Genomic DNA, 25075 nt, shown 5'->3' on the forward strand with positions numbered 1-25075 from the left:
AAACTTGCCTTGCGAGCGTCCCGGTGGTGCCCCCGCGGGGGTGTTCAACCAGGAATGAACCGAGGTGCCGCCATGCCAGTCATTCCCATCGCCCTGATCACCACCGGCCTGCTCGGCAACCTGCTGCTGGTCCTGCTGCTGATCGGCGACGCCACCGCGCCCGGACGGGTGCCGCTGGTGGTCGCCGCAGTGCTGGCGATCGGCGGCGGGGCGCTCATGCTGGGCGGCCTGCGGCTGCTCGAGCCGCGCCGGCCCGGACGGCTCGATCACACCTCGTGATGCCGGTTGTCCATTCCGCGGAACACGATCAGCGGGCGTGACGATCGCGCCCGCGCCGACATCGCGAGCCAGTCGAGAAACTCCACCAGCACCTTGCCCGTGATGTCCGCCACATGATGGCGATGCGCCGCTTCCGGCGTGTACCAGTCCAGCCGTTCGAGTTCACCGGACCCGGCGATCTCGCCCGTCACCGCCTCGGCCGGGGCGGCGAGGAAGCGGGCATTGAAGCGGATCGGCCGGCGCCCGGGCGTCACCGCCCGGCAGATGTAGTGCAGCGCACCGAGGTCGGCGGCCACGCCGTCGCCCCGCCGCTCGCCCAGCACCAGGCCGGTTTCCTCATGCAATTCGCGGATGGCGGCGATGCCGATCGCGCGCGCGCGGCCCGGCGTGGCGCGGCGTTCCAGCATCCGCTGCGCGGCCGGCACCAGTTCGCGCACCGCCGGCTGGCGATGGTCGTCGGCATCCACCCGCCCGCCGGGAAACACCATGACGTCGGGCATGAAGCGATGCTTCGCGTGGCGCTTGCCCATCAGCACCTCGGTCCCCGCGGTGCCGGTGCGCCAGACGATCAGGCTGGCGGCATCGCGCGGGCGGGCCGTGTGGCGCGACTGGCCCTCGGCATCGGCGCCACCCGGATTGTCGGCGGCCGGACCCTCGCGTGCGGGTTCAGTCAAGCGTGAAGCCCCTCAGGCGCAGCCAGGCGCGGAAGCCGAAGCGTTCCGGCACGCTGAGCTGGCGCGCGGCATTCTCCGACCAGGTGCAGCCCTCCGGCACCGGGCCGTGCACCTCGGGGTAGCGCGGCTTCTGGCGGGTCCGCAGCGCGTCATAGGCTTCGATGGCGGCGGGCAGCGCGGCGTCGTCATAGGCCTCGCGATGAATCACCGCGGCGGGCGGCAGGCGCGGCGTGGTCTCGGCGCGACCATCCGGCCAGCCCAGCGTCAGGCCGGCAACCGGGTAGACCGCCTCGGGCAGGCGGAACAGCGGCCCGACCTTCTCGATATGGCTGCGCACGTAGGAGATCGGGCAGGTGCCGAGCCCCGCCGCATCCGCCGCCGCCATTGCCATGCCCATGGCCAGCGCGGCGTCCACCGCGGTGTTCAGGAAGGTGTCCATGTTGTTATTGGCGTGGGCGCGCCCGTGCAGCGTGCAGGCCGCCTGGCCGCGGCGCATGTCGCCGCAGAACAGCAGCAGCACCGGCGCATCCTTGATCCAGGGCATGGTGCCGATCCAATCGGCCACGCGCGCGATCTTCGCGACATCCCGCGTGACCACGATGGAATACTGCTGCAGGTCCGACTTCGATGGCGCCGATTGCGCGGCGGCGAGGATGGTGTCGAGCAACGGTTCCTCGACATCGCGCGTGGCGTAGCGGCGCGTGACACGCCGGTCGAGCAAGGCGGCGAGCGCCGGCGCGATCTCCTCCGGCGGGTCGAAGGGCAGGGTGCCGTAGCGGGCGCGGATCAGGTCTTGGGGTGCCATTGCGGCAGCGTGGCACCGCGCGCGGGCGGCGTGAAGGTCGCGCGTCGGGGGCCGGCCGGACCCTGCGCAAGCCGCCGCGCAGCACGGGGGTTTGCCCCGGGTCGGCGCGACGCGGTCGCGCCTCGCCCGCCGGCCGAGGACGCCCCGCCGGCTGGCCCGCCAGGTGGCGCCGTTGCGGTCGCCTGCGCCCCTGATGGCCGGTGTGCGGTCAGGCGCGGACCACCCAGGCATCGGCGACCGTCACCCCCTTGCCCTCGGCATGGATGATCAACGGGTTGATCTCCGCTTCCGCGACCTCGGCCACGGCGGCGAGGCGCGAGACGGCCACGATGGCGGCCGCCAGCGCATCGAGGTCGCCCTTGGGCAGCCCGCGCCAGCCGGCCAGGGGCTTCAACCCCTTCACCTCGGCGATCATGGCATGGGCGTCGTCGAGCCCGACCGGGGCGCAGCGCAGCGCGGTGTCGCGGTGCAGTTCGGCCATGACGCCGCCGGCGCCGACCAGCACGACGGGGCCGCTCTCGGGGTCGCGGCGGAAGCCGAGGATGGCCTCGGCCAGGCCCTTGGCCATGGGCTGCGCCAGGAAGCCGGTGATGGTCGCGCCCGGCGCCTTGGCGGCGACGCGCGCTGCCATGGCGGTGGCCTCCGCGCGCAACGCCGCGGCGTCTGGGATGTTCAGCGCGACGCCGCCCACCTCGGTCTTGTGCGCGAGGTCGGGCGACAGGATCTTCAGCGCCACCGGGTAGCGCAGGCCGTCCGGCACCGCATCGGGTGCCGCGAAGACCGCGACGCCACTGTCCAGGCCAAGGGCGGCGAACAGCGCGCGCGCATCGGCCTCGTCCGGACGGGCGGGCAGGGTGTGGGTGACGGCGCCGGCCGCCTGCACGGCGCGCGGCACCTGCCAGTCCAGGAAGGCGCGGATCGCGTCGGCGCAGGATTCCGGCGTGCGAAAGGCCGGGATGCCCGCCTCGCCCAGCATCCGCAGCGAGACATCCGCCTGCGGCACCAGGAAGGCCGCGATCGGCTTGCCATGCCCGGCCTTGGCGGCACCCACCAGCCCGGCCACCGCATCGGCCGGGCGGAACTGCGCGGAGGAGCCGATGACCGACAGCGCCAGGTCGGTGTCCGGGTCGGCCGAGAGCGCGGCCATGGCGGCCTGCACCTTGTCGGCGCGCGTGCCGGCCAGCGTCACGTCGATCATGCGACCATGATGCGGCAGGCCGGCGGCCTTCAGGCCTTCCACGGCAATCGCGTGCGGCGCGCGGGTCTCGATGCCCGCGACACCCAGCGCATCGACCGCCATCGCACCACCGCCGCCGGTCGTGGTCATGACTGACACGGCGCGCTTGGAGGCGACCAGCGGCTTGCGGCCGATGAACAACGCGGGCGCTTCCAGCAGTGCCTCGATCATCGTCACGCGTGCGATGCCGTTGGCGCGGAAGAAGGCGTCGGCCGCGGCATCGGAACCCGCCAGCGCGCCGGTGTGGCTGTTGGCGAGCTCCGCCCCGAAGGACGACCGCCCGAGCTTGAAGGCGATGATCGGCTTGCCGGCGGCATGGGCGCGGCGCGCCGCTTCCGCCAGCAGGTCGGCGCGGCGGATGGCTTCGAGGAACAGCAGGATCGCATCGGTGTCGGGGTCGTCCACCAGCAGCCCGGCGATCTCGCTGGCGGTGAGGTCGGCCTCGTTGCCGGTGCTGATCAGGTGGGAGAAGCCAAGCCCGCGCGCCGCACCGCGCGCCATGATCGCGCCCAGCATCGAGCCCGACTGCGACACCAGCGCAAGCCGGCCCGGCGGCAGCGTCTCCGCCTCCAGCGCCGCGTTCACCGAACAGGCGCTGCGCCCGTTCACGTTCACCAGGCCCATCGAGTTCGGCCCGAGGATGCGCACGCCCGCCGCGCGCGCGGTCGCCAGCAGGCGTTCCTGCCGCGCCACACCTTCAGGCCCCGCTTCCGCGAAACCATCGGCCAGGATGGCGGCGACCGGGATGCCCTTCGCGGCGACATCGGCGATCACGCCTTCCACGTGTTCGGTCGCGAGCAGCAGATACGCCAGGTCCACCGGTCCCGGGATGGCGGCGATCGAGGGGTAGGCGCGTTCGCCCAGGATGGTCTCGGCGCGCGGGTTCACCGGATAGATCTCGCCATCGAAGCCGTGCTTGCGCAGGTAGATCTGCGCGCGCGCCGTGAGCCTGGTGGGATCGGCCGAGGCGCCGACCAGCGCGATGCGTCGGGGGTTGAGCAGGGCGGGGGCAAGCGCGGTCATGGCGGGCGATGTTCCAGGTCAGCGGGGTGGCTGCGCGACGCAGCCTTCGGGCGGTGTTTCCGGCGGGGCGATGTGCAGGGCGATGAAGGATGGCGTTGGCGCATCGACCGGCAGCGGCGAAAGGTCGATCGCGTGCAGTGACACGCCGCCCTGTGCGATCACCTCGCGCGTCGCCGCGCGGGCCAGCAATTCCCGCGTCGGCCGCAGCACCACGGCGCGACGGCCGGGCGGCAGGCCGGGCAGGCCATCGAACAGCACCACCGCCGCCGGCTGCGCCCAGGGCAGGTTGGAGGCGAGCCGGTCGAGGTGTCGCGTGCTGTCCGCGAAGGCGCAGGGGGCTGAGCGCAGGGGTGCCTCCAGCGCCGGCGTTGCCGGCAGGCGCTGAACGGCATCGAGCACTGTCGCCGGCACGCCCTGCGTGTCGGGCATCACGGTCACGAAGGGCGAGGGGGCGACCTGCGCTGCGGCGGGCAGGGCGAAGGCGGCGGATGCCGCCAGGGCCATCACCCGCCGCATCGCGATGGTCAGATCGGGTCCCAGCAGAACACGTCGCCGGACCGCTCGAGCTTCGAGAAGCCCTGCGCCAGCGACGGCAGCGCGTATTCGGCGATGGCTTCCGGCGTCCAGCCCGATTCGCGATGCACTGACTTGATCGGCCGGATCTGGGAATACACGAACAGCTCGTTCATGCGCGGCGAGAAGATCTGCCCCGTCACGTCCTTCGCTGCGTCGGATGCCAGGAACACCGCGAGCGGCGCGTTCTTGTCGGGCGTCATCTGCATGATGCGCTCGACGCGGCGCTTCTGTTCCGGGGTTTCCGCCGGGATGGTGCCGGTCATGCGCGACCAGGCGAAGGGCGCGATGCAGTTCGACCGCACGTTGAAGCGCGCCATGTCGAGCGCGATCGACTTCGACAGACCGGCGATGCCGATCTTGGCCGCCGAGTAATTCGCCTGGCCGAAATTGCCGATCAGGCCCGAGGTCGAGGACATGTGCACATACGCACCCGACTGCTGCTGGCGGAAATGCGTGGCGGCCGCGCGGCTGACGTAGAACGACCCCGACAGATGGACGGCGATCACGCTGTCCCATTCCTCGGGCGTCATGCGGTGGAAAATCTGGTCGCGCAGGATGCCGGCGTTGTTCACCACGATGTCGATGCGACCAAAATGGTCCATCGCCGCCTGCACGATCTTCTGCGCCGACGCCCAGGTGGCGACGCTTTCGGCCGAGATCTCGGACTGGCCGCCATTCTGCGCGATGATCGCCTTGGTCTGCTGCGCGGGCGTGGCATCCTGGCCCTCGCCCGACACGGATGCGCCGACATCGTTGATGATGACCTTGGCACCCTGGCCGGCCATCATGATGGCGATTTCGCGCCCGATGCCGTTGCCGGCCCCCGTCACGATCGCGACCTTGCCCTCGAGCATGTTCGGCATCAGGCATTCCCTCCGTAGGTTTCTTGCCGCGACGGTTCTAGACCCGGCCCCGCGGGCCGTGAAGCCGGGTTGCCGCTGTGGCGCGCCGGCCTATACATGGACGCAAGCAGGACCGAAGGGGCTTCCGTGGCGCTGGTGACGCTGGATGGCGTGGGCAAGACCTATCGCGGCCGCACGGGTGCGTGGGAGGCGGTGCGCGACTTCAGCCTGGATCTGGCCGAAGGCGAGTTCTTCTGCCTGCTGGGCACGTCCGGTTGCGGCAAGACCACAGTGCTGAACATGGTGGCGGGGTTCGAACAGCCGACCGCCGGGCGCATCCTGCTGGACGGCAAGCCGGTCGACCGCCCCGGTGCCGATCGCGGCGTGGTCTTCCAAGGCCATGACAGCCTGTATGACTGGCTGACGGCACTGGACAATATCGGCTTCGGGTTGCGCCTGCGCGGCCTGGGGCGCCGCGAGCGCCGCGCCAAGGCCGAGCACTACCTGCACATGGTCGGCCTGACCGGGCAGGGCGCGAAGCACCCGTCCGAACTCTCGGGCGGCATGAAGCAGCGCATCCAGATTGCCCGCGCGCTGGCGAACGACCCGCGCATGCTGCTGATGGACGAACCCTTCGGCGCGCTGGATGCCATGACGCGCGCGGTGCTGCAGGGCGAGCTGTCGCGCATCTGGGCCGAGACCCGCAAGACCGTGCTGTTCATTACCCACGACATCGAGGAAGCCGTCGCGCTGGCCACCCGCGTGGGTGTCATGAAGCGCGGACCTGGCGGCACGCTGAAGGCCGTGATCCCGGTCGATCTTCCCTTCCCGCGCGAACGCACGTCCGACGCGTTCATGGACGCCTTCCGCCAGGTCCATGCCCTCATTCACGACGAGATCCACGGTGCACACTGACCGCCTGGCCACCGTCGCGGGCTACATCGCGGGCTTCGCGCTGCTGTTCCTGGTGTGGCACCTGGCCTCGGCCTTCGTGGTGAAGTCCATCCTGTTCCCCGGGCCGCTGCCGGTCCTCGAACGCGCGCTGGTGCTGATCGAGGACAATATCCTGCAGGAGCAGATCGTCGCCTCGATGCGGCGCATCCTGCAGGGCTTCCTGCTGGGGTCCGCCATCGGCATCCCGATCGGCCTGGCGATCGGCTCCTTCAAGCCGGTGCGCTGGCTGCTGGAACCCTGGACGGAATTCTTCCGCTTCATCCCCGCGGTGGCGATGATCGCCGTCGCGGTGATCTGGTTCGGCATCGGGGAGGAGAGCAAGATCTTCCTGATCGCCTACACCACGGTGTTCGTCGTCGTCATCGCCACGGCGGCGGGCGTGGGTGCGGTGGGGCGCGACAAGATCCGCGCGGCGCAATGCCTGGGCGCGTCGCGGTTCCAGGTTTTTGCGCTGGTCGCGCTGCCGGCGACGGTGCCCGACATCCTGACCGGCATGCGCCTGGCGATGGCGAATGCCTTCGTCACCATCGTCGCGGCGGAACTGATTGCGTCGAATGATGGCTTGGGCAAGCTGCTGTGGGATGCGCGGCTGTTCATGCAGATCGAGGATATTTTTGTCGCGCTTGTCGCGCTCGGTCTGCTCGGCTTCACCACCGACCGGGTGTTCCGGTTCCTGATCCGCGCCTTCGCCGGGCGCTTCAACGTGACTGTCTGAGCACGCCCTGGGCGTGACGCGACGGTCTGAACCAACAGGGAGAAGCAAGATGAAGCGTCGTTCCATCCTGGCACTGCCGGCCGCGGCCGCATTGCCCCTGCCGGCCTTCGCGCAGGGCGCACCCACGCGCGTGACCATCGCGACGGGCGTGGATCCGTCCTTCTCGCCCTTCTATGTCGCGAAGGAGGGCGGCTTCTTCGAGCGCAACGGCCTCGACGTGACGGTGAATACCGGGCCGTCGGGGTCCGCGATGATCGCCTTCCTGATCGGCAACCAGGTCAATTCCGCCTATGGCGCGGAGCAGGCCGGCGTGTCGGCCAATGTGCGCGACCCGAATGTGGTGGCGGTGGCCGAGGGCACCGCGCTGCTGCGCTGGATCAGCGTGCTCGGGCGTAACATCCGCACCATGGACGAACTGAAGGGCAAGCGCGTCGGCGTGGCGCGCGGCACGGGATCCGAGACCTTCTGGCTGTCGGTCGTGGCGAAGCTCAACCTCAACCCGGCCGACTACACCATCGTGAATGTCGAGGCGCCGGAGATGGTCGCAGCCCTCGAACGCGGCAACATCGACGCCTTCGCCGTGTGGGAGCCCTGGCCGACCCGCGCCCAGCGCGCCATCGCCAACACGCACATCCTGGTCAACAACGAGTCGATCCAGATCGTCCGCAACTTCGTCTACATGAACAAGGCCTGGGCCGAGCAGAACCGCCCGACCACCGAGCGCATCATGCGCGCGCTGATCCAGGCGCAGGAATTCATCGAGAGCAATCGCGACCAGGCCGCCCAGCAGGTCGCGCGCTTCCTGCGGCAGGACCGCGCGCTGGTCGCGGAACTCATGACCAAGGTGGCATTCCGCATGAACCTCACGGCGGACAGCGTCGCCAACATCCAGCTTGCGATCGACCAGCTGCGCGGGATGAACCGGCTGGACCGTGCGGTGACGACGAACGACGTGATCTGGGCCGACCCGCTGCGCTGGGTCGCGCCGGACCGCGTGCGGATCTGACCGCGATGGCGGCGGACAAGCGTGCGGAGGGCGTCCGCCGCCTGGCCGCGCATGTGGCGCAGGTCGCGCCCATCGACCTGTCGCTGCGGCTGTGGGATGGCGGGCTGGTCGCGCTCGCCCCCGCGGCGCGCAGTGACCTGGTGGTGTCCATCGCGACGCCGGCGGCGCTCACGCGCCTGGTGCGCCGGCCGCGCCTGACCACGATGGTGGAACTCATCGCCGAGGGCGCGGTCGATCTCGAAGGCGGCACGCTGCTCGACCTTTCGGCGCGGCTCGGCGGCGGCTCCACGCGCGGCCTGGCGAAGCGCATCAGCAAGGTGCAGGCCGCGCGGACGCTGCTGCCTTTCCTGTTCGGCCCCGGCGCGGGTGGTGCCGGCCACGCCTATGCCGGCACCCAGGCCGCCGAGCACGGCAAGGGCCGCGACGACAAGGCGCTGGTGCAGTTCCACTACGATTTGTCGAACGCCTTCTATGCGCTCTTTCTCGACCCCGAGATGGTCTATTCCTGCGCCTACTTCCCGGACTGGGACGCCGACATCGCGACCGCGCAGCGCGCCAAGCTCGAGATGATCTGCCGCAAGCTGCGCCTGAAGCCGGGCCAGCACATGCTGGACATCGGCTGCGGCTGGGGCGGGCTGGTCTGCCACGCGGCACGGCACCACGGGGTGCGCGCGCATGGCGTCACGCTGTCCCAGGCGCAGCATGATTTCGCGGTGGAGAAGGTGCAGCGCCTCGGCCTGCAGGACCGCGTCACGATTGAATTGAGGGATTTCCGCGACCTGAAGGGGATCGAGTTCGACCGCATCGCCTCGATCGGCATGTTCGAGCATGTCGGCCTGGCGAACCGCGCGGGCTACTTCCAGCAGATACGCGCGCTGCTGAAGCCGCGCGGCGTCTACCTGCACCACGCCATCACCCGGCCGATGAAGCGCACCGAGCGCGACTTCCGCCGGAAGCGCCCCGAATACAGCGCCATCATCGACTACGTCTTTCCCGGCAGCGAGCTGGACCATATCGGCGGCACCGTCGATGCACTGGAATCCGGCGGCTTCGAGGTGCATGACGTGGAAGGCTGGCGCGAACACTACGGCCGCACCTGCCGGCTCTGGACAGAACGACTGTTCGCCAACCGCGCGGCAGCGGAAGCCGAGGTTGGCGCGGCGCGCACGCGGTTGTGGCTGCTGTACCTGGCGGGTGTGTGCCTGGGCTTCGAGCGCGGCACCATCGGCATCTTCCAGACGGTCGCCACGAAGCGCGCGCGCGGTGCCTCGGGCATGCCGCCGACGCGCGCGGACCTCTACGCGTGATCTTCCGCGCTGCGACCGCGGGTGACGTGCCGGCCATCGTCGCGCTTCTGGCGGATGACGTGCTCGGCGCCAGGCGCGAGGCGCCGGGCGACCCTGCCTATGCCCAGGCTTTCGCGGCGATCGCCGCCGATGCCAACCAGTTGCTGGCCGTGGCCGATGTGGATGGGCGTGTCGTCGGCTGCCTGCAACTGACCTTCACGCCCGGCCTGTCGCATCGCGGCGCCTGGCGCGGGCAGGTCGAGAGCGTGCGCATCGCCGCCGACCAGCGCGGCACGGGCCTGGGCCGGCGGTTCCTCGAATGGGCCATCGAACATTGCCGCGCGCGCGGCTGCCGGATGGTGCAGCTCACCACCGACAAGTCGCGCGCCGATGCGCGGCGCTTCTATGAATCGCTCGGCTTCACCGCCAGCCACGAGGGCATGAAGCTGGCGCTCTAGCCGCCCTTCGCCGCGATGATCGCGCCCGTCATGCTTTCGGGGATGCGCGTCCGCCAGGCCCCCGCATCGACCTGCGTCACGAAGTCCAGCACCGCGCGGTTGAAGGCGTCGGGGTCCTCCAGGTTCATGGTGTGCCCGCATTTGGGCATCACCAGCAGCGCGCTGGAGGGGATGGTGCGCTTGAGGAACAGCGAGGGCTCCAGCGTCGGGTCGTCCTCGTCGCCGGCGATGATGAAGGTCGGCAGGGTCAGCCGGCGGAACTGGTCTTCCAGGTCGCCGAGTGCGGGGCGTTCGCGCTGCACGCCCATCATGGTGTTGGCGGAACCTTCCGCCGAATGCTCCATCAGCTGCGCGCGGAATTCGGCATAGCCGCGCGCGTCCTTTTCCTCGAAGACCAGCCGCGTCGGGCCGCGCGCATAGACCGCGCCCATCGTCTCCATGCCCTCGGCGCGGATGCGCGTGGCGGTGGCTTCGACCTCGGCGCGGAACTGCTCGCGCTTGCCCGGCGCGGCGCCGTAGCCCACGCCCGCCGCGGTCAGGCTGCACGCCAGCGAGGGGTGCCGCAGCCCCAGATGCAGCGTCGCGAAGGCGCCCATCGAAAGCCCCACGACATGCGCCGGCGCCAGGCCCAGGCCCTTGATGACGGCGGCGATGTCGTCCGTCGCGCGGTCCTGCGAATAGGCTTTCGGGTCGGACGGCACGGCGGAGGGCGGATACCCGCGCGCGGCATAGGCGATGCAGCGGTAGCGGCGGGAGAAGAACCGCAATTGCGGCTCCCAGGACCGCGCATCGCCGGCGAATTCATGCACGAAGACCATCGGAATGCCGCTGCCGGCCTCCTCGAAATGAAGGTCCACGCCATCGTCGGTCCGAAGGGTCGGCATTGCGTCGCATCCCGCTGGTGTGGGCGCAGGATGGAAGTGCCGCGCGATCGCGTCCAGGCGCCTTGACAGGGGCGGGGTGCGAGCGCATTTCCAATCCGGACCGTTATGGTCCTGATTTCAGGAAGGGAACGGCCTTGCTGCGGCTGTCGAAGCTGACAGACTATGCGGTGGTGGTGCTGACCCGCCTCGACGAGGCCGAGGCCGGCGGCGTGCTCACCGCGCCCGGGCTGGCCGCGACCACGGGGTTGGCGGAACCCACGGTGGCCAAGGTGCTCAAGATCCTCTCGCATGGCGGGCTGGTCGAGGGGCGCCGCGGTGCGGCCGGCGGCTACCGCCTTACCCGCCCCTTGGCCGAGGTCCCGCTGACCGATGTCATCACCGCGATCGACGGCCCGATCGCGCTCACCGCCTGCGTGGACAATGCCGCCGGGCTGTGTGACGCGGAGGCCACCTGCCCCGTGCGTGGGCGCTGGGACCCGGTGAACGATGCCATCCGCCGTGCGCTGTCGGGCATCTCCATCGCCGACCTGGCGCACGCGCCCGCCATCGTGCCGCATCCCGAAGCGCAGCCGCGCGCCTTTGTCGCTGCCGAATAGGACGGAACCCAGCATGCCCGCCGTCACGGAAACCATCGAGACCGTCCAGGCCGTCACCGATTCCGGCTACAAATGGGGGTTCGAGACCGACATCGAGATGGAGTTCGCCCCCAAGGGGCTGAACGAGGACATCGTCCGCTTCATCTCGGCCAAGAAGAACGAGCCGGCCTGGCTGCTCGAATGGCGCCTGCGCGCCTTCGCATTGTGGAAGACCATGGCCGAGCCGCGCTGGGCCGCGGTGAAATACCCGCCGATCGACTACCAGGACGCCTACTACTACGCGGCGCCGACGCAGAAGGTGAAGCCGAAGTCGCTCGACGAGGTCGATCCCGAACTGCTCAAGACCTACGCCAAGCTGGGCATTCCGCTGCGCGAGCAGGAGATCCTGGCGGGTGTCGAGGGTGCGGGCGACACGCCGGCCGAAGGGCGCATGCCGATCGCCGTGGACGCGGTGTTCGACAGCGTCTCGGTCGCCACGTCGTACAAGGACCGGTTGGCGAAGGACGGCATCATCTTCTGCGCCATCAGCGAGGCGGTGCAGGAGCACCCCGAGCTGGTGCGCAAGTACCTCGGCACCGTGGTGCCGCAGGGCGACAACTTCTTCGCCGCGCTGAACAGCGCCGTCTTCACCGACGGGTCGTTCGTGTACATCCCCAAGGGCGTGCGCTGCCCGATGGAGCTGTCCACCTATTTCCGAATCAACGCGAAGTCGACCGGCCAGTTCGAGCGCACGTTGATCATCGCCGACGAAGGTTCGCACGTCTCGTACCTGGAAGGCTGCACGGCCCCGATGCGCGACGAGAACCAGCTGCACGCCGCGGTGGTCGAACTCGTCGCGATGGACGACGCCACCATCAAGTATTCCACCGTGCAGAACTGGTACCCCGGCGATGCCGAGGGCAAGGGCGGCATCTACAACTTCGTCACCAAGCGCGGTGCCTGCCGCGGCGCGCGGTCCAAGATTTCCTGGACGCAGGTGGAAACGGGGTCGGCGATCACCTGGAAGTACCCCTCCTGCATCCTGCAGGGCGAGGATTCCGTGGGCGAGTTCTACTCTGTCGCCATCACCAACAACTACCAGCAGGCCGATACCGGCACGAAGATGTTCCACATCGGCCCGCGCACCAAGTCGACCATCGTGTCGAAGGGCATCAGCGCCGGACATGGGCAGAACACCTATCGCGGGCTGGTGCGGATCGGTGCGAAGGCGACCGGCGCGCGCAACTTCACGCAGTGCGACAGCCTGCTGATCGGCGATCTGTGCGGCGCGCATACCGTGCCCTACATCGAGAACCGCTGCGCGACCGCCAAGGTCGAGCACGAGGCCACCACCAGCCGCATTGCCGAGGACCAGCTGTTCTACTGCCGCCAGCGTGGCCTCACGCAGGAGGACGCGGTGGGCCTGATCGTCAACGGCTTCTGCCGCGAGGTGCTGAAGGAACTGCCGATGGAATTCGCGGTGGAGGCACAGAAGCTGCTGCAGATTTCGCTCGAAGGAAGTGTTGGCTAGCGCGTCCGGTCCTCGCCGGGCCGAACGGCCCGGAGACCTGAATCGGCCGCACCACGCATAGGGACTGACCATGCTGAAGATTGAAGGACTGACCGCCGAAGTCGACGGCAAGGAGATCCTGAAGGGGATCGACCTCGAAGTGCCGACCGGACAGGTGCATGCCATCATGGGCCCGAACGGATCGGGCAAGTCGACGCTGTCCTACGTGCTGTCGGGCCGCGACGGCTATGAAGTCACGGGCGGCACCGCCACGCTGAACGGCGTGGACATCCTGGCGATGGAACCCGAGGAACGCGCCGCCGCCGGCCTGTTCCTGGCCTTCCAGTATCCGGTCGAGCTGCCCGGCGTGGGCAACGCGACTTTCCTGCGCACCGCGCTGAACGCCGTGCGCAAGGGCCGCGGCGAGAGCGAGCTCGACGCCATGCAGTTCCTCAAGGTCGCGAGGCAGCGCATGAAGATGCTGTCGATGTCCGACGACATGCTCAAGCGCGGCGTGAATGTCGGCTTCTCCGGCGGCGAGAAGAAGCGCAACGAGATCCTGCAGATGGCGCTGCTGCAGCCCTCCATGGCGATCCTGGACGAGACCGATTCCGGCCTGGACATCGATGCGCTCAAGATCGTGGCTGATGGCGTGAACGCCATGCGCGGGCCGGGCTTCTCGGCGCTGGTCATCACGCACTACCAGCGGCTGCTCGACTACATCGTGCCTGACCGCGTGCATGTGCTGATCGGCGGGCGCATCGTGAAGTCGGGCGGGGCGGAGCTGGCGCAGGAGCTGGAGGCGCAGGGCTACGGCGCCGTCCAGGCCGCCGCATGACGGCCGCGACGCAGACCGGCGCGGCAGGCTTCCTCGCGCGCTACGAGGGGCTGAAGGACCACCTGCCGGGCGCGCGCAAGCCCTGGCTCAACGCGCTGCGGGCCGACGCCGCCGCGCAGTTCGCCGCGCGCGGCTTTCCCACGCGCCGCGTCGAGCAGTGGAAGTACACCGACCTCGCGCCGCTCGCGCAGGCCGGTTTCGCCGAACCGCTCACCATGGTCGATGGCACCATCGCGCTGCCGCCGGCGCTGGCGGCGCATCGCGCGGTCTTCGTCGATGGCCGCTTCCGTGCCGACCTGTCGGCGCTGGACGGCCTGGCCTGCCGCGCAACCGGCCTGGCGCAGCAACTGGCCGATGCCGAGCCGCATCTCGGCGCCCTGGCCAGGCCGGACTCCGAACCGCTCGCGGCGCTCAACACCATGCTGTTCGAGGACGGGCTGTTCCTCGACGTCCCGGCCGGCGTCGATGGCGGGTTGCTGGAACTCGTCTCTGTCGCGGTCGATCCTGGCCGGCCCTTCGCATTCCACCCGCGCCACCTGCTGCGCCTGGGGGCCGGCGCACGCCTGACGCTGATCGAGACCGCGATCGGTGGCGGCGCCTGCCTGCACAATCCTGTCTTCGAGGTCGATGTGGCCGAGGGCGCCACGCTGACCCATGGCCGCATGCTGCAGGAAGCGGCGACGGTGTTCCACCTGTCCACCATCTACGCGCGCATCGCGGCCGAGGGCACCTACGACAACTTCACCGTCGCCGCCGGCCCGCGCCTCACGCGCAACGAGATCCACGCCGCGCTGACCGGGCCCCGCGCCGCCTGCCACATGAACGGTGCGCAGATGGCTGCCGAGGGCCAGCACGTGGACACCACCACCTCGCTTGATCACGCGGCGCCCGACTGCGCCTCGCGCCAGACCTACAAGACCGTGCTGGCCGGGCGTTCGCGCGGGGTCTTCCAGGGCAAGATCCTGGTGCGGCGGGAGGCGCAGAAGACCGACGGCTACCAGATGAACCAGGCGCTGCTGCTGTCCGAGGACGCCGAGATCGACAGCAAGCCGCAGCTGGAAATCTACGCCGACGACGTGAAGTGCAGCCATGGCGCGACGGTCGGTGCGCTCGACCCCGACAGCCTGTTCTACCTGCGCGCCCGCGGCATTCCGGAAGCGCAGGCCAAGGCCATGCTGGTCGAGGCCTTCCTGCACGAGGCGGTGGAGACCGTGACCGACGACACCCTGCGCGGCGCGCTGACCCGCGCGCTCGATGCCTGGTGGGCGCGCCAGGGGGCGGCCGCGTGATGGACGGCGTGGCGGCCCCCGCCTTCGACGTCGCCCGGATCCGGCAGGATTTCCCCATCCTGTCGCAGCCGCAGGCGCGCGGGCGGCCTTTGGTGTTCCTCGATTCCGGCGCCTCGGCACAGAAGCCGCGCGTGGTGATCGACGCCATGGTGCGCTGCATGGAGACGGCCTACGCCAACGTCCATCGCGGCGCGTACAGGCTGTCCGAACTCGCCACCGACGCCTACGAGGCCGCACGCGGCGCCACCGCGCGCTTCATCAGCGCCGCCGAGCCGCGCGAGATCGTCTTCACCAAGAACAGCACCGAGGCGATGAACCTCGTCGCCCATTGCTGGGGCCGTGGCGTGATGCAGCCCGGCCAGGCGGTGGTGATTTCCGAACTGGAGCACCACGCGAACATCGTCCCCTGGCAGATGCTGCGCGACGACCGCGGCAACGAGCTGCGCGTCTGCCGCGTGACCGATGCCGGCGAGCTCGACATGGACGACCTCGAACGCCACCTGTCGGACGGCAAGGTCGGCCTCGTCGCCATCGCGCATATGTCGAACGTGCTCGGCACCGTGACACCGGTGGAGCGCATCGTCGCGCTCGCCCACGCGCATGGCGCGAAGGTGCTGCTGGATGGCTCCCAGGCCGCGGTGCATCGGCGCGTGGACGTGCAGGCGATCGGCTGCGATTTCTACTGCTTCACCGGCCACAAGCTGTACGGCCCGACCGGCATCGGTGTGCTCTGGGCACGCCTGGAACACCTCGACCGCATGCCGCCGTTCCTCGGCGGCGGCGACATGATTTCCGTCGTGACCTTCGAGAAATCCGAATGGGCACCAGTGCCCGGCAAGTTCGAGGCCGGCACGCCCGCCATCATCGAGGCCGTCGGCCTGCATGCCGCCATCGACTACGTCACCGCCATCGGCATGGGCGCGATCGAGGCGCATGAACGCGCGCTGGTGGACCACGCCACCGCGCGCCTCGCGCAGGTGCCGGGCCTGACGCTGCTCGGTGCGGCTCAGGATCGCGGCGGCGTGTTTGCCTTCGGCCTGGATGCCGCACATCCGCACGACCTGGCCACGCTGCTCGACCGCGCGGGCATCGCCGTGCGTGCCGGGCGCCACTGCGCCGAGCCGCTGCATGCGCGCTTCGGGCTGGACAACGGCACCACGCGCGCCTCCTTCGGCCTGTACACCACCAAGGACGAGATCGACCTGCTCGCCCAGGCGCTGACCGAGGCGCGGGAGTTCTTCAAATGAGCGGCCTGTTTGACGACCTGCGCGACCTGTATCAGGAAGTCATCCTCGATCACGGCCGCAAGCCCAGGAATTTCCGCCGGCTGGAGGACGCCACCGCCACCGCGCGCGGCGACAACCCGATGTGCGGCGACCGCATCGAGCTGTTCGTGAAGCAGGCGCCGGACGGCACCATCGCCGACGTCGCCTTCCAGGGTCGCGGCTGCGCCATTTCCACCGCCTCGGCCTCCCTGATGACCGAGACGGTGGCCGGCAAGACGCCCGACCAGGCGCGCGCATTGGGCGCGGCGTTCCGCGAGGTGGCGATGACCGGCGCCTGCCCCGATTGCGGCGCGGCGCTGGCCGACGACATGGAACGCCTGGCGCCGTTGTCCGGCGTGCATGAATTTCCCTCGCGCGTGAAATGCGCGACCCTTGCCTGGCATACGCTCAACGCCGCCCTCGATGGTGCGAAGGAGGCGAGCAGTGAGTGAGGACACGCCCATGGACGCGCCGCTGCATGCCCCGGCCGAGACCCGTGCCGCCTGGACCCCCGACGGCGAGGTCAAGCCCGCCGCGCCGAAGGTCAGCGAGGACGCGGTCATCGCCGCCATCGCGACGGTCTATGACCCGGAAATCCCGGTCGACATCTATCAGCTCGGCCTGGTCTACGCGGTCGAGATCGCGGATGACGGCCATGTCAGGGTCGAGATGACGCTGACCACGCCATCCTGCCCCTCCGCCCAGGAACTGCCCTCGCAGCTGGAGGACGCCGTGCGCGCCATCGACGGCGTGAGCGACGTGACGGTCGAGGTCGTCTGGGATCCGCCCTGGGACCCTTCGCGCATGAGCGAGGATGCCCGCCTCGCCCTCAATATGTTCTGAGGCCGCCATGAGCATCACCACCGAAGCGCCCCGCCCGAAGCGCTCCCTGCCGCCGCTGATGTCGCTGACTGAAGGTGCCGCCGAGCGCCTGCGCGCGCTGTACGCGAAGGGCGAGCACGGCAAGCTGCTGCGCATCGCGGTGCGCACCAAGGGCTGTTCCGGCCTGTCCTACGACCTGTCCTGGACCGATGAAGCCGCACCGTCGGACGAGGTCATCACCGACCGCGGCGTGACGGTCCTGATCGACCGCAAGGCCACGCTGTTCCTGATCGGCACGGTGATGGACTACGAGGTGAAGGCGATGACCGCCGGCTTCACCTTCACCAATCCGAACGAGAAGGGCCGCTGCGGCTGCGGCGAATCCTTCCACGTCTGAAGCGCGGCATGGGCCGCGTTCAGCGTATGAAGCGCGCGGCATGGGCCGCGTTCAGCGTATGAAGCGCGCGGCATGGGCCGCGTTCAGCGCATGAAGCGCGCGGCATGGGCCGCGTCAGGCCCGCGCAGCAACCGCGGCGCGCGGCCGCCTGCCATCAGCCGCGCCGGTCCTCGCGCAGCGGCGTCCACAAGCCGATCTCGCGCGGGGCCTCCAGCAACTCCGGCAGCGCGGCGTGCCACGCCTCGCGGTAGGGCCGATGGATCTCCACCGCGACTACCTCGTCATGGTCGCGCCAGGTCTCGTGCAGCAGGAAGCGATGCGGATCCTGCGGGTCGGCATGCAGCGCGGCGGAGATGAACCCCGCCTCGGCCCGCATCGCATCCAGCACCCCGCCGAGCAGCGTGTGGAAGTGGTCGACCTGTCCGGGCCGCACCCGGAACACGATCGTGTAGGTCACAGCCATCGTGCATCCCCGTGCCGGCCGGGGCATCGATGCCCCGGCCGGTCGTATCGCGCAAGCCGCGCGTCAGGCACACAGCGCGCAAGCCGCGCGTCAGGCACACAGCGCGCAAGCCGCGCGTCAGGCACACAGCGCGCAAGCCGCGCGTCAGGCACACAGCGCGCAGGCCGCGCGTCAGGCACACAGCGCGCAGGCCGCGCGTCAGGCACACAGCGCGCAAGCCGCGGGTCAGGCACACAGCGCGCAAGCCGCGCGTCAGGCACGCAGCACGCAGGCCGCGCCTCAGGCGCCGGCGGGCACCAGCCGGTAGCCCGTCCCCGCGCGCTCGACACGCCCGGTCGCCGGCATGTCGAAATGGTAGCCGATCACCGGCATCCGCTCGGTTGCCGCACGGTCCAGCAGGCGCTTGCGCGATTCCACGGCCATCGTCGGGTCCATGTCGAAGACCGGGTACCACTCCGGGTTCGCCATGAAGAAGATCGGCGTCGTGATCGCATCGCCGATCACCAGCGCCTGCCGGTTGCCATCGTGGATCAGGAAGGACGTGTGGCCCGGGCTGTGGCCGTTGCTCGCCACCGCGCGGATACCGGGCACCACCTCGGCATCCGGGGCGAAGCGCGTCACCCGCTGGAGGTAGGGCGCGAAGCGGCGCTGCACGTTGGCGAAGGCAGGGCGGCGCGCTTCCGGCGCGCGCGATGCCTCGCCGGCATCGGTCCAGTAGGCCCATTCGCGCTCGGGCACCGCGACCGCGGCGCTGGGGAACACCGCGGCGCCGTCCGCACCGGTCAGGCCGCCGATGTGGTCGCCGTGGAAATGCGTGTGCACCACCTGCACCACGCGCGCGGGGTCCAGCCCCGCCGCGCGCATGTTCGCGTGCAGCACGCCGGTATCGGTGTTCGGGAAGCCGCCGGTGCCGACATCGATCGCGACCAGGCCGCGCGGCGTCTCCACGAAGGTCACGTTGAAGGGGTTGCGCATGGCCGGGCCGGCGATGCCCGCCGCGCGCATCGCGCCGCCCACCTGCTCCGCCGTGGCGTTCACCACCAGGCCCTGGGTGGCGTCGGCGCGCACATTCGTGCCGTCGGTCACCACGACGACCTTCAGCGCGCCGACATCGAAGCGGTGGAAGGCCGGTCCTGTCGCCGGCGGCGCGGCACCCTGGGCGGCGGCGCCGCTCAGGCCCAGCAGCGGCGGCGCGGCAAGCAGGCTGGCGGCGGCGCCGATGGCGGCGCGACGTGTCGTTGTCATGCGGTGATCTCCCTGGCCCGATCCGGGCGCGCAACACATCGTGCCGCGGCGCCCGGAATCAAGCGACAAGGTCACACCGGCCTGCCGCGGCCGGACCGCGACGCGCGCGTCACACCACCGGCGACCAGTCCGCCGGCACGAAGCGGAAGCCGTTGCCCTGCTTCGCGACATAGCCATTGGCCGGGAAGGGGAAGTGGTAGCCGGTCACGCGGATGCGGTCGGTCGCCACCATGTCCAGCACCCGCCGGCGCGTCGCCGCCGCCAGGTCGCCGTCGAAGTCGAACACGATCTGCCAGTCGGGATTGGCCATCAGGATCTCCGGCCGGTTGGTCAGGTCGGCCAGGAACATCATCTGGGCATCGCCATCCGCCACGCGGAAGATGGTGTGGCCCGGCGTATGCCCCGGCGCCGCCACCGAGGTGATGCCCGGGATCACCTCCGCGCCCGGACGGAACGGCGTGACGGCGCCCTGGTAGGGTGCGAAGCGGCGCGCGACATTGGCGAAATTGCCGCGCTGCATCTCGGGGCTGCGGGTCTGGTTGCCCTCGGTGGTCCACCAGGCCCATTCCGGTTCGGGCACCAGCACCGCGGCGTTGGGGAAGGCGCGCGCGCCCTGGGCGTTCAACAGGCCGTTCACGTGGTCGCCGTGGAAGTGGCTATGGATCACATGCGTCACGCGCGCGGGGTCGATCCCGGCGGCGGCCATGTTCGCGATCATGCGCCCGGCGGTCGCGCCGGCGGGCGTCACGCCATTGCCGGTGTCGAAGACCGCGAGCGTATCGCCCCGCTGCACGAAGGTGATGGTGAACGGGATCACCTGGCGGTCGGTCGGCAGGAAGGCCGCCGCGGCGGCGGCCTGCACCTCGGCCAGCGGCGCGTTGCGCACGAAGCCCTCGAGCGGGCGGCCGAAGAAGCCGTCATGCACCATGGTCACGGTAAAGCCGCCGACGCGGAAGCGGTAGAAGCCCGGCGCCTGTGCCGGGGCCGTCGCCGCGGGGGCCTGGGCTGCGGCGGGGCGCAGGAAGGCGGGTGCGGCGAAGGCGCCCCCGGCAGCCAGCAGGGCGATGCGGCGATGGATCATGGCGGTGGTCTCCCGAAGCGGTTTGCGCCACGGGCAGGGTGGTGATCGCCACGCGGCGTTCAAGCCCCGGCCGATCGGCGGTTGCAACATGCGCCCCGGGGTGGGATTCTGCCCAGGGGCGGGTTGAACGCGGAATGGCCAAGGATAGAAGGTGCCCAAGGACGATACGCATCTGCCGATGACCGAGGGCACGGCCACCCGGGCGGGACTCGTGCCGCGCTTCCTGTCGTGGCTGTTCGCTACCGGCAGCGGCCCCGCCCGCAGCACCATGCACCGCACGCACGAGGAACTGTTCCGCATGCGCGGCGAACTCGCCACGCTGCGCGCCGAGATGGAAGCGATCCATGCGGTGGTCGGCCGGCGCGACATCGCCACCGTCGATGAATTGCTGCGCGGCGGCAATCGCCGCCAGGTTGAGGCACTGATCCGCGACCGCACCCAGACCGTGCCGTTGCCCGATGGCAGCGTGCTGTGCCGTGCGCTCGGTCGCTTCAAGATGTTCACCGATGCGGCGGATGGCGGCATCGCGCCGCACCTGCTGCTGGACGGCTACTGGGAATACTGGGTCACCGAATTCGTCTGCCGCAACGTGGCGCGCGGCGAGACCGCGATGGATGTCGGCGCGGTCTATGGCTACTACACCATCCTCCTCGCGGACCTGGTGGGTGCCGAGGGCCATGTCGAGGCGCTCGAGCCCAATCCCTGGCTGCATTGGCTGCTGCGGCGCAACGTGGTGGTCAACGGGCTTGAGCCCATCGTGACCGTGCGCCGCATCGCCGCCACGGAATCCGCGCGCGAATCGATCCAGGTGCCGGCATTGCTGACCGGCCCGGCCGAGAGCAACGTCGCCCACCTGTTCACGACCGAGGATGGGCGCCGGCACTGCGCCGCCCCCGGCGCGGCCTTGCAGGACCTGGTGCCCGGCAGCGTGGACTTCCTGCGCATCGGCTGCGCCGCCTCGGCCGATGCCATCGTGGCCGGCATCCCGCACCTGATCGATCGCAGCCCCAAGCTGCGCATCCTGCTGGAGCACGACGCCAATCGCTGCCGCGATCCGGGCGCGATGCTGGCGGCGCTCGAGACCCGCTTCCCGCTGCGCTTCGTGGACGGCGATTCCCGCGCCAAGCCCTGCACCATCGACGACCTGCTCGGCCCGCGCCGCGTCACCACGCTGTACCTGTCGAACGTCGAGCCCTGCTGAGGCCCGCGGTCCGCGGGGCACAGGCGGTGCCTGGGGGGCGGCCACGCCCGTCAGCAGTCATCGGCAGGCGGGCGCCACAGCGCGGCGCGGCAAGCGTGCGAGAATGCCGGTGCCTGACCACAGGATGCGCGCGCCACTCGGCGCAGTCTCAAACGGCGGCTCAGCGCCCCGGGCGCGTGAAGGCCACCACGGCCTCGACCTGGGCGGAATGCACGAACTGGTCGATCGGCGTCGCCGCCGCCACCGCCCAGCCGGCCTGCGCGAAGGCGCGCGCATCGCGCGACAGCGCCGCCGGGCTGCACGACACATAGACGACCACGGGCACCGCGCTGCGCGCGAGCAGCGCCACCTGTTCCGCCGCGCCGGCGAAGGGCGGGTCGAGCACCACGGCGGCGAAGGGCGCCAGCTCCGCCACCGTCAGCGGTTGGCGCACCAGGTCGCGCCGCGTGGCCGACAGCTTCAGCCCGGCGCGCCCCGCCGCCGCGGCCAGGGCCGCGACCGCCGCCGCATCGCTTTCGAAGGCCGCGACCCGCCCGCGCGCCGCGAGCGGGATCGACAGCGTGCCGAGCCCGGCATGCAGGTCGGCGATCCGCCCACGCCCGGCCAGGCGCGACGGCAGCGCCGCCAGCACCGCGGCGATGATCGCGGCCTCCCCCTCGGGGCTGGCCTGCAGGAAGGCGCCCGGCGGCGGCGCGACGGGAACGCCCGACAGGGCAATGCTGGCGGTGCCGAGCTGCGCCGCCGGTTCGGCCGGGCCGGCGCCCGCGGCCCAGGCGATGCGCGGCAGCCCGGCCTCCGCGGCGAAGGTGGCGAGCAGCGCGCGCTCGGCCGCTGCCAGCGGGCCGTCGGTGCGCAACAGCAGGTCGGCCCCGGTGTCGAGCAGGTTCACCACCGCCGAGCCCTCGCGGCGCAGTGCGGGCAGGCGCCGGAGCATCGCGCGCAGCGGCGCGATCAGCGCGACCAGGCGCGGGTCCAGCACCGGGCATTCCGCCAGGTCGAGCACCGCGGCGCTGCCGGCGATGTGGAAGCCGATCCGGATGCCGCCCGCCTCGCGGCGCAGCGCCAGGTCGGCGCGCCGGCGGCGGCCCATCGGCGTGGTGATGGTCGGCGCGACCGCGGCGGCCGGGAAGCCGGCGCGCGAAAGGGCCTCGGCCAGCCTGTCGCGCTTCCAGGCCGCCTGGGCCGCGGGCGCCCAGTGCTGCACGGCGCAGCCGCCGCAGCCCTCCGTGAAGTGCGGGCAGGGCGGTGCGACGCGCTGCGGGCTCGGCGCCAGCACGCTGTCCAGCACCGCGCGCGCGCCATCCTTGCGGCGCGGGCCGGGGGTTGCCAGCACCTCCTCGCCCGGCAGGGCGCGCGGGATGAAGCAGGGCGTGCCATCGGGCAGGGCAGCGACGCCATCGCCGCCGGCGCCGATCCGCGTGACCTGCAGCGTGATGCTCACTTCTCGTGGTGCAAGGGCAGGATGCGGGCGGACAGCAGCACCTCCCACAGGAAGCAGATCAGCGCCGTGGTCAGGCAGGCCATGGCCAGCACCAGCAGCCCCGCGACGTGGTGCCCCACGGTCACGCCGACCAGGGGTTCGACGAAGGAGACGATGACCAGCACGCAGAGCAGGCAGGCCGCGATGATCGCGAAGGTGATGCCGCGATAGGTCAGGCGCGCCCGCTGCACCAGCAGGCGGCGTTCATGCGGCGGCACCTGCGTGCCATCGAGGATCTCCTGGTAGCGCTCGGACAGCCTGGCGAGGCGCCCCGTCAGCAGCGACAGCAGCGCCATCACGCCGCCCAGGATGAAGGCCGGTGCGATCGCGACCTGGAGGGTGCGCTCGATGCCCGCCAGGTCGACCGATCCCATGAAGTGGTGCAGCACCGGCGCGGGGCCTTACCCGCCGAAGGCGTTCAGCCCGGTCTGCGCGCGGCCGAGGATCAGCGCATGGACGTCATGCGTCCCTTCATACGTGTTGACCGTCTCGAGGTTCATCACGTGGCGGATCACGTGGTATTCGTCGACGATCCCGTTGCCGCCATGCATGTCACGCGCCACCCGCGCGATATCCAGCGACTTGCCGCAATTGTTGCGCTTGACCAGGGAGATCATCTCCGGCGCGACCTTGTGTTCGTCGAACAGCCGGCCCACGCGCAGCACGGCGTGCAGGCCGAGCGTGATCTCGGTCTGCATGTCCGCGAGCTTCTTCTGGATGAGCTGCGTCGCCGCCAGCGGCTTGCCGAACATCTTGCGGTTCATGGTGTAGTCGCGCGCGCGGTGCCAGCAATCCTCGGCCGCGCCCAGCGAGCCCCACGCAATGCCATAGCGCGCGCGATTGAGGCACTGGAACGGCCCGGCCAGGGACTTCACGCCGGGCAGCCGGTTCTCCTCGGGCACGAACACGTCGTCCATCATGATCATGCCGGTGACCGATGCGCGCAGCGAGAACTTGCCCTCGATCTTGGGGAAGGTCAGGCCCTTCATGCCGCGTTCCAGCAGGAAGCCGCGCAGCACGCCGTCATCATCCTTCGCCCAGACCACCGCCACGTCGGCGATCGGCGCATTGGTGATCCAGGTCTTGGAGCCCGACACGATGTAGCCGCCATCGACCTTGCGCGCGCGCGTGCGCATGGATGACGGGTCGGACCCCGCATCCGGCTCGGTCAGGCCGAAGCAGCCGACCCATTCGCCGGTGCGCAGCTTCGGCAGGAACTTGTCCTTCTGCGCGTCCGACCCGAAGGCATGGATCGGGAACATCACCAGCGAGGACTGCACCGAAAATGCGCTGCGATAGCCGGAATCGACGCGCTCGACCTCGCGCGCCATCAGCCCGTAGGAGACGTAGCCGACACCCGCGCAGCCATGGCTGTCGAGCGTGGCCCCGAGGAAGCCCATCTCGCCGAATTCGTTCATGATTTCGCGGTGGAAGTGTTCCTTCCGGAACGCCTCCTGCACGCGCGGCAGCAGCTTCTCCTGGCAGAAGGCGCGCGCCGCGTCGCGGATCATGCGCTCGTCCTCGGTCAGGACATCATCGAGCAGCAGCGGGTCGTCCCACACGAACTGCGCGCGGGTGGCGGCGGGCTTGGTCACGACGTTCATGGCGCTGTCCTCCGGCATCCGGCCGGCAGGGTGCGCCCCCGTCCGGCCCTCGGTCCATCGCGAAAGCCGGGCGGAATGCGCCCGGTCGGCATGCGCGCAGGGGTGGTGTGGTGGCTGCGCGCCAGATCAAAACCATACAAGCGGCCGCGCGACCCGATCACGGGTCGACGCGTGCGGCCGCTGGTGTCAGGCGGCCTCGGTTTCCGGCGCGGCCTCGGGCGCGGACGGGCGCGGACGGGGCAGCGGGATGGTCATGAAGGCCGGCACGGCATCGCCGAAGCCCTTGACCGACGGGCCGAGGTCGTCGGGGCGATGGCGGCGTTCGCCGCGCGGCTCGCGGTCCCGTTCGCGCTCGCGGCGGGGCTCGCGCTCGGCGCGGGCGGGTTCGGCGGTCTCGCGCTCGATCCGCGCGGAGCGGTCGCTGCTGAGTTCGCGGCGCGGCGAGGCGTCGGTGGCCTCGGCACGGGGGGCGCGGTCGGCGCGCGGGGCGCGTTCGCGGCGCGGGCGCGGCGCCTCGGCGGCGTCCTCGGCCGGTGCGGCGTCACGAGGTTCGGCCTCACGCGGGG

27 protein-coding genes and 1 pseudogene are annotated in these 25075 nt (G+C 70.6%); 15 read left to right on the forward strand and 13 right to left on the reverse strand.

The genetic code is table 11. From position 1 onward, the window contains the following. The first annotated feature begins 72 nt into the window (after positions 1-72). Positions 73-279 carry a hypothetical protein gene (locus LQ222_RS15265; protein WP_230167688.1) on the forward strand — a complete coding sequence of 69 codons (207 nt, stop codon included), beginning with the start codon at positions 73-75 and terminating at the stop codon, positions 277-279. On the opposite strand, the gene LQ222_RS15270 is transcribed toward LQ222_RS15265, so the two are convergent. The 5 genes from LQ222_RS15270 to LQ222_RS15290 form a co-directional block, all read right to left on the reverse strand. After that, entirely contained in the window at positions 267-953 is a 687-nt protein-coding gene (locus LQ222_RS15270) for an NUDIX hydrolase (RefSeq protein WP_230167689.1), read from the reverse strand. The two genes, LQ222_RS15265 and LQ222_RS15270, sit on opposite strands and share 13 nt — an antisense overlap. Then, positions 946-1758, reverse strand: coding sequence for a nitroreductase family protein (locus LQ222_RS15275; RefSeq protein WP_230167690.1), 813 nt, complete (start codon positions 1756-1758; stop codon positions 946-948). Before LQ222_RS15275 ends, LQ222_RS15270 begins: the two co-directional genes overlap by 8 nt. Positions 1759-1966: 208 nt before the next feature. Continuing rightward, positions 1967-4018: an acetate--CoA ligase family protein gene (locus tag LQ222_RS15280; RefSeq protein WP_230167691.1), complete on the reverse strand. Its 2052-nt coding sequence runs from the start codon at positions 4016-4018 to the stop codon at positions 1967-1969. An 18-nt stretch (positions 4019-4036) separates the two neighbouring features. Then, complete coding sequence (locus tag LQ222_RS15285; RefSeq protein WP_230167692.1) at positions 4037-4522, reverse strand: hypothetical protein; 486 nt, start codon at positions 4520-4522, stop codon at positions 4037-4039. 20 nt (positions 4523-4542) lie between these two features. Continuing rightward, positions 4543-5457 carry an SDR family NAD(P)-dependent oxidoreductase gene (locus LQ222_RS15290; RefSeq protein ID WP_230167693.1) on the reverse strand — a complete coding sequence of 305 codons (915 nt, stop codon included), beginning with the start codon at positions 5455-5457 and terminating at the stop codon, positions 4543-4545. A gap of 96 nt (positions 5458-5553) precedes the next feature. Here LQ222_RS15290 and LQ222_RS15295 point away from each other — a divergent pair, with 96 nt between their 5' ends. The 5 genes from LQ222_RS15295 to LQ222_RS15315 are packed head-to-tail and all read left to right on the forward strand — an operon-like array spanning position 5554 to position 9855. Continuing rightward, the gene (locus LQ222_RS15295) at positions 5554-6351 is read left to right on the forward strand and encodes an ABC transporter ATP-binding protein (RefSeq protein ID WP_230167694.1); all 798 of its coding nucleotides are present in this window, start codon (positions 5554-5556) and stop codon (positions 6349-6351) included. Next, positions 6341-7105: an ABC transporter permease gene (locus tag LQ222_RS15300; RefSeq protein ID WP_230167695.1), complete on the forward strand. Its 765-nt coding sequence runs from the start codon at positions 6341-6343 to the stop codon at positions 7103-7105. The genes LQ222_RS15295 and LQ222_RS15300 overlap by 11 nt, the downstream gene beginning before the upstream one ends. A gap of 49 nt (positions 7106-7154) precedes the next feature. Then, positions 7155-8111: an ABC transporter substrate-binding protein gene (locus LQ222_RS15305; protein ID WP_230167696.1), complete on the forward strand. Its 957-nt coding sequence runs from the start codon at positions 7155-7157 to the stop codon at positions 8109-8111. A gap of 5 nt (positions 8112-8116) precedes the next feature. Next, a complete protein-coding gene (locus LQ222_RS15310) occupies positions 8117-9418 on the forward strand; it encodes a cyclopropane-fatty-acyl-phospholipid synthase family protein (RefSeq protein ID WP_230167697.1) in 1302 nt (433 codons plus the stop codon). Continuing rightward, a complete protein-coding gene (locus LQ222_RS15315) occupies positions 9415-9855 on the forward strand; it encodes a GNAT family N-acetyltransferase (protein WP_230167698.1) in 441 nt (146 codons plus the stop codon). The genes LQ222_RS15310 and LQ222_RS15315 overlap by 4 nt, the downstream gene beginning before the upstream one ends. Here LQ222_RS15315 and LQ222_RS15320 read toward each other — a convergent pair. Further along, a complete protein-coding gene (locus tag LQ222_RS15320; RefSeq protein WP_230167699.1) occupies positions 9852-10739 on the reverse strand; it encodes an alpha/beta fold hydrolase in 888 nt (295 codons plus the stop codon). The two genes, LQ222_RS15315 and LQ222_RS15320, sit on opposite strands and share 4 nt — an antisense overlap. Before the next feature lie 134 nt (positions 10740-10873). Here LQ222_RS15320 and LQ222_RS15325 point away from each other — a divergent pair, with 134 nt between their 5' ends. The 8 genes from LQ222_RS15325 (at position 10874) to LQ222_RS15360 (ending at position 17435) form a co-directional block, all read left to right on the forward strand. Then, complete coding sequence (locus LQ222_RS15325; protein WP_230167700.1) at positions 10874-11335, forward strand: SUF system Fe-S cluster assembly regulator; 462 nt, start codon at positions 10874-10876, stop codon at positions 11333-11335. A gap of 13 nt (positions 11336-11348) precedes the next feature. Beyond that, a complete protein-coding gene (gene sufB, locus LQ222_RS15330) occupies positions 11349-12845 on the forward strand; it encodes a Fe-S cluster assembly protein SufB (RefSeq protein WP_230167701.1) in 1497 nt (498 codons plus the stop codon). Between the two features lie 70 nt (positions 12846-12915). After that, the gene (sufC, locus tag LQ222_RS15335; protein ID WP_230167702.1) at positions 12916-13662 is read left to right on the forward strand and encodes a Fe-S cluster assembly ATPase SufC; all 747 of its coding nucleotides are present in this window, start codon (positions 12916-12918) and stop codon (positions 13660-13662) included. Then, complete coding sequence (gene sufD, locus LQ222_RS15340) at positions 13659-14951, forward strand: Fe-S cluster assembly protein SufD (protein WP_230167703.1); 1293 nt, start codon at positions 13659-13661, stop codon at positions 14949-14951. The genes sufC and sufD overlap by 4 nt, the downstream gene beginning before the upstream one ends. Then, complete coding sequence (locus LQ222_RS15345) at positions 14951-16198, forward strand: aminotransferase class V-fold PLP-dependent enzyme (protein WP_230167704.1); 1248 nt, start codon at positions 14951-14953, stop codon at positions 16196-16198. The genes sufD and LQ222_RS15345 overlap by 1 nt, the downstream gene beginning before the upstream one ends. 5 nt (positions 16199-16203) lie before the next feature. After that, on the forward strand, positions 16204-16668 hold the full coding sequence (sufU, locus tag LQ222_RS15350; protein ID WP_230167716.1) for a Fe-S cluster assembly sulfur transfer protein SufU: 465 nt from the start codon (positions 16204-16206) through the stop codon (positions 16666-16668). After that, positions 16640-17059, forward strand: coding sequence for an SUF system Fe-S cluster assembly protein (locus tag LQ222_RS15355; protein ID WP_374202170.1), 420 nt, complete (start codon positions 16640-16642; stop codon positions 17057-17059). Before sufU ends, LQ222_RS15355 begins: the two co-directional genes overlap by 29 nt. A 7-nt stretch (positions 17060-17066) precedes the next feature. Next, positions 17067-17435, forward strand: a complete 369-nt coding sequence (locus LQ222_RS15360; protein WP_230167706.1) for an iron-sulfur cluster assembly accessory protein — start codon at positions 17067-17069, stop codon at positions 17433-17435. Between the two features lie 154 nt (positions 17436-17589). Here the strand turns inward: LQ222_RS15360 and LQ222_RS15365 are convergent, their stop codons facing one another. The 3 genes from LQ222_RS15365 to LQ222_RS15375 form a co-directional block, all read right to left on the reverse strand. Further along, the gene (locus LQ222_RS15365) at positions 17590-17898 is read right to left on the reverse strand and encodes a putative quinol monooxygenase (protein ID WP_230167707.1); all 309 of its coding nucleotides are present in this window, start codon (positions 17896-17898) and stop codon (positions 17590-17592) included. A gap of 279 nt (positions 17899-18177) precedes the next feature. Next, positions 18178-19143, reverse strand: a complete 966-nt coding sequence (locus LQ222_RS15370; RefSeq protein ID WP_230167708.1) for an MBL fold metallo-hydrolase — start codon at positions 19141-19143, stop codon at positions 18178-18180. Positions 19144-19252: 109 nt separating this feature from the next. After that, positions 19253-20224, reverse strand: coding sequence for an MBL fold metallo-hydrolase (locus tag LQ222_RS15375; RefSeq protein WP_230167709.1), 972 nt, complete (start codon positions 20222-20224; stop codon positions 19253-19255). Between the two features lie 151 nt (positions 20225-20375). Here LQ222_RS15375 and LQ222_RS15380 point away from each other — a divergent pair, with 151 nt between their 5' ends. Then, positions 20376-21425, forward strand: a complete 1050-nt coding sequence (locus tag LQ222_RS15380; RefSeq protein ID WP_230167710.1) for a hypothetical protein — start codon at positions 20376-20378, stop codon at positions 21423-21425. Positions 21426-21585: 160 nt separating this feature from the next. On the opposite strand, the gene LQ222_RS15385 is transcribed toward LQ222_RS15380, so the two are convergent. The 4 genes and pseudogenes from LQ222_RS15385 to LQ222_RS15400 all read right to left on the reverse strand — a co-directional run. Then, a complete protein-coding gene (locus tag LQ222_RS15385) occupies positions 21586-22866 on the reverse strand; it encodes a class I SAM-dependent RNA methyltransferase (protein WP_230167711.1) in 1281 nt (426 codons plus the stop codon). Continuing rightward, the gene (locus tag LQ222_RS15390; protein WP_230167712.1) at positions 22863-23294 is read right to left on the reverse strand and encodes a DUF2721 domain-containing protein; all 432 of its coding nucleotides are present in this window, start codon (positions 23292-23294) and stop codon (positions 22863-22865) included. Before LQ222_RS15390 ends, LQ222_RS15385 begins: the two co-directional genes overlap by 4 nt. Before the next feature lie 12 nt (positions 23295-23306). Further along, positions 23307-24509 carry an acyl-CoA dehydrogenase gene (locus tag LQ222_RS15395; RefSeq protein ID WP_230167713.1) on the reverse strand — a complete coding sequence of 401 codons (1203 nt, stop codon included), beginning with the start codon at positions 24507-24509 and terminating at the stop codon, positions 23307-23309. Positions 24510-24695: 186 nt separating this feature from the next. Next, a pseudogene (locus LQ222_RS15400) lies at positions 24696-25075 on the reverse strand (DNA helicase); the annotation flags it as partial.

The sequence above is a fragment of the Roseomonas sp. CECT 9278 genome (genome assembly GCF_918698155.1).
In the GTDB taxonomy this organism is placed as follows: domain Bacteria; phylum Pseudomonadota; class Alphaproteobacteria; order Acetobacterales; family Acetobacteraceae; genus Neoroseomonas.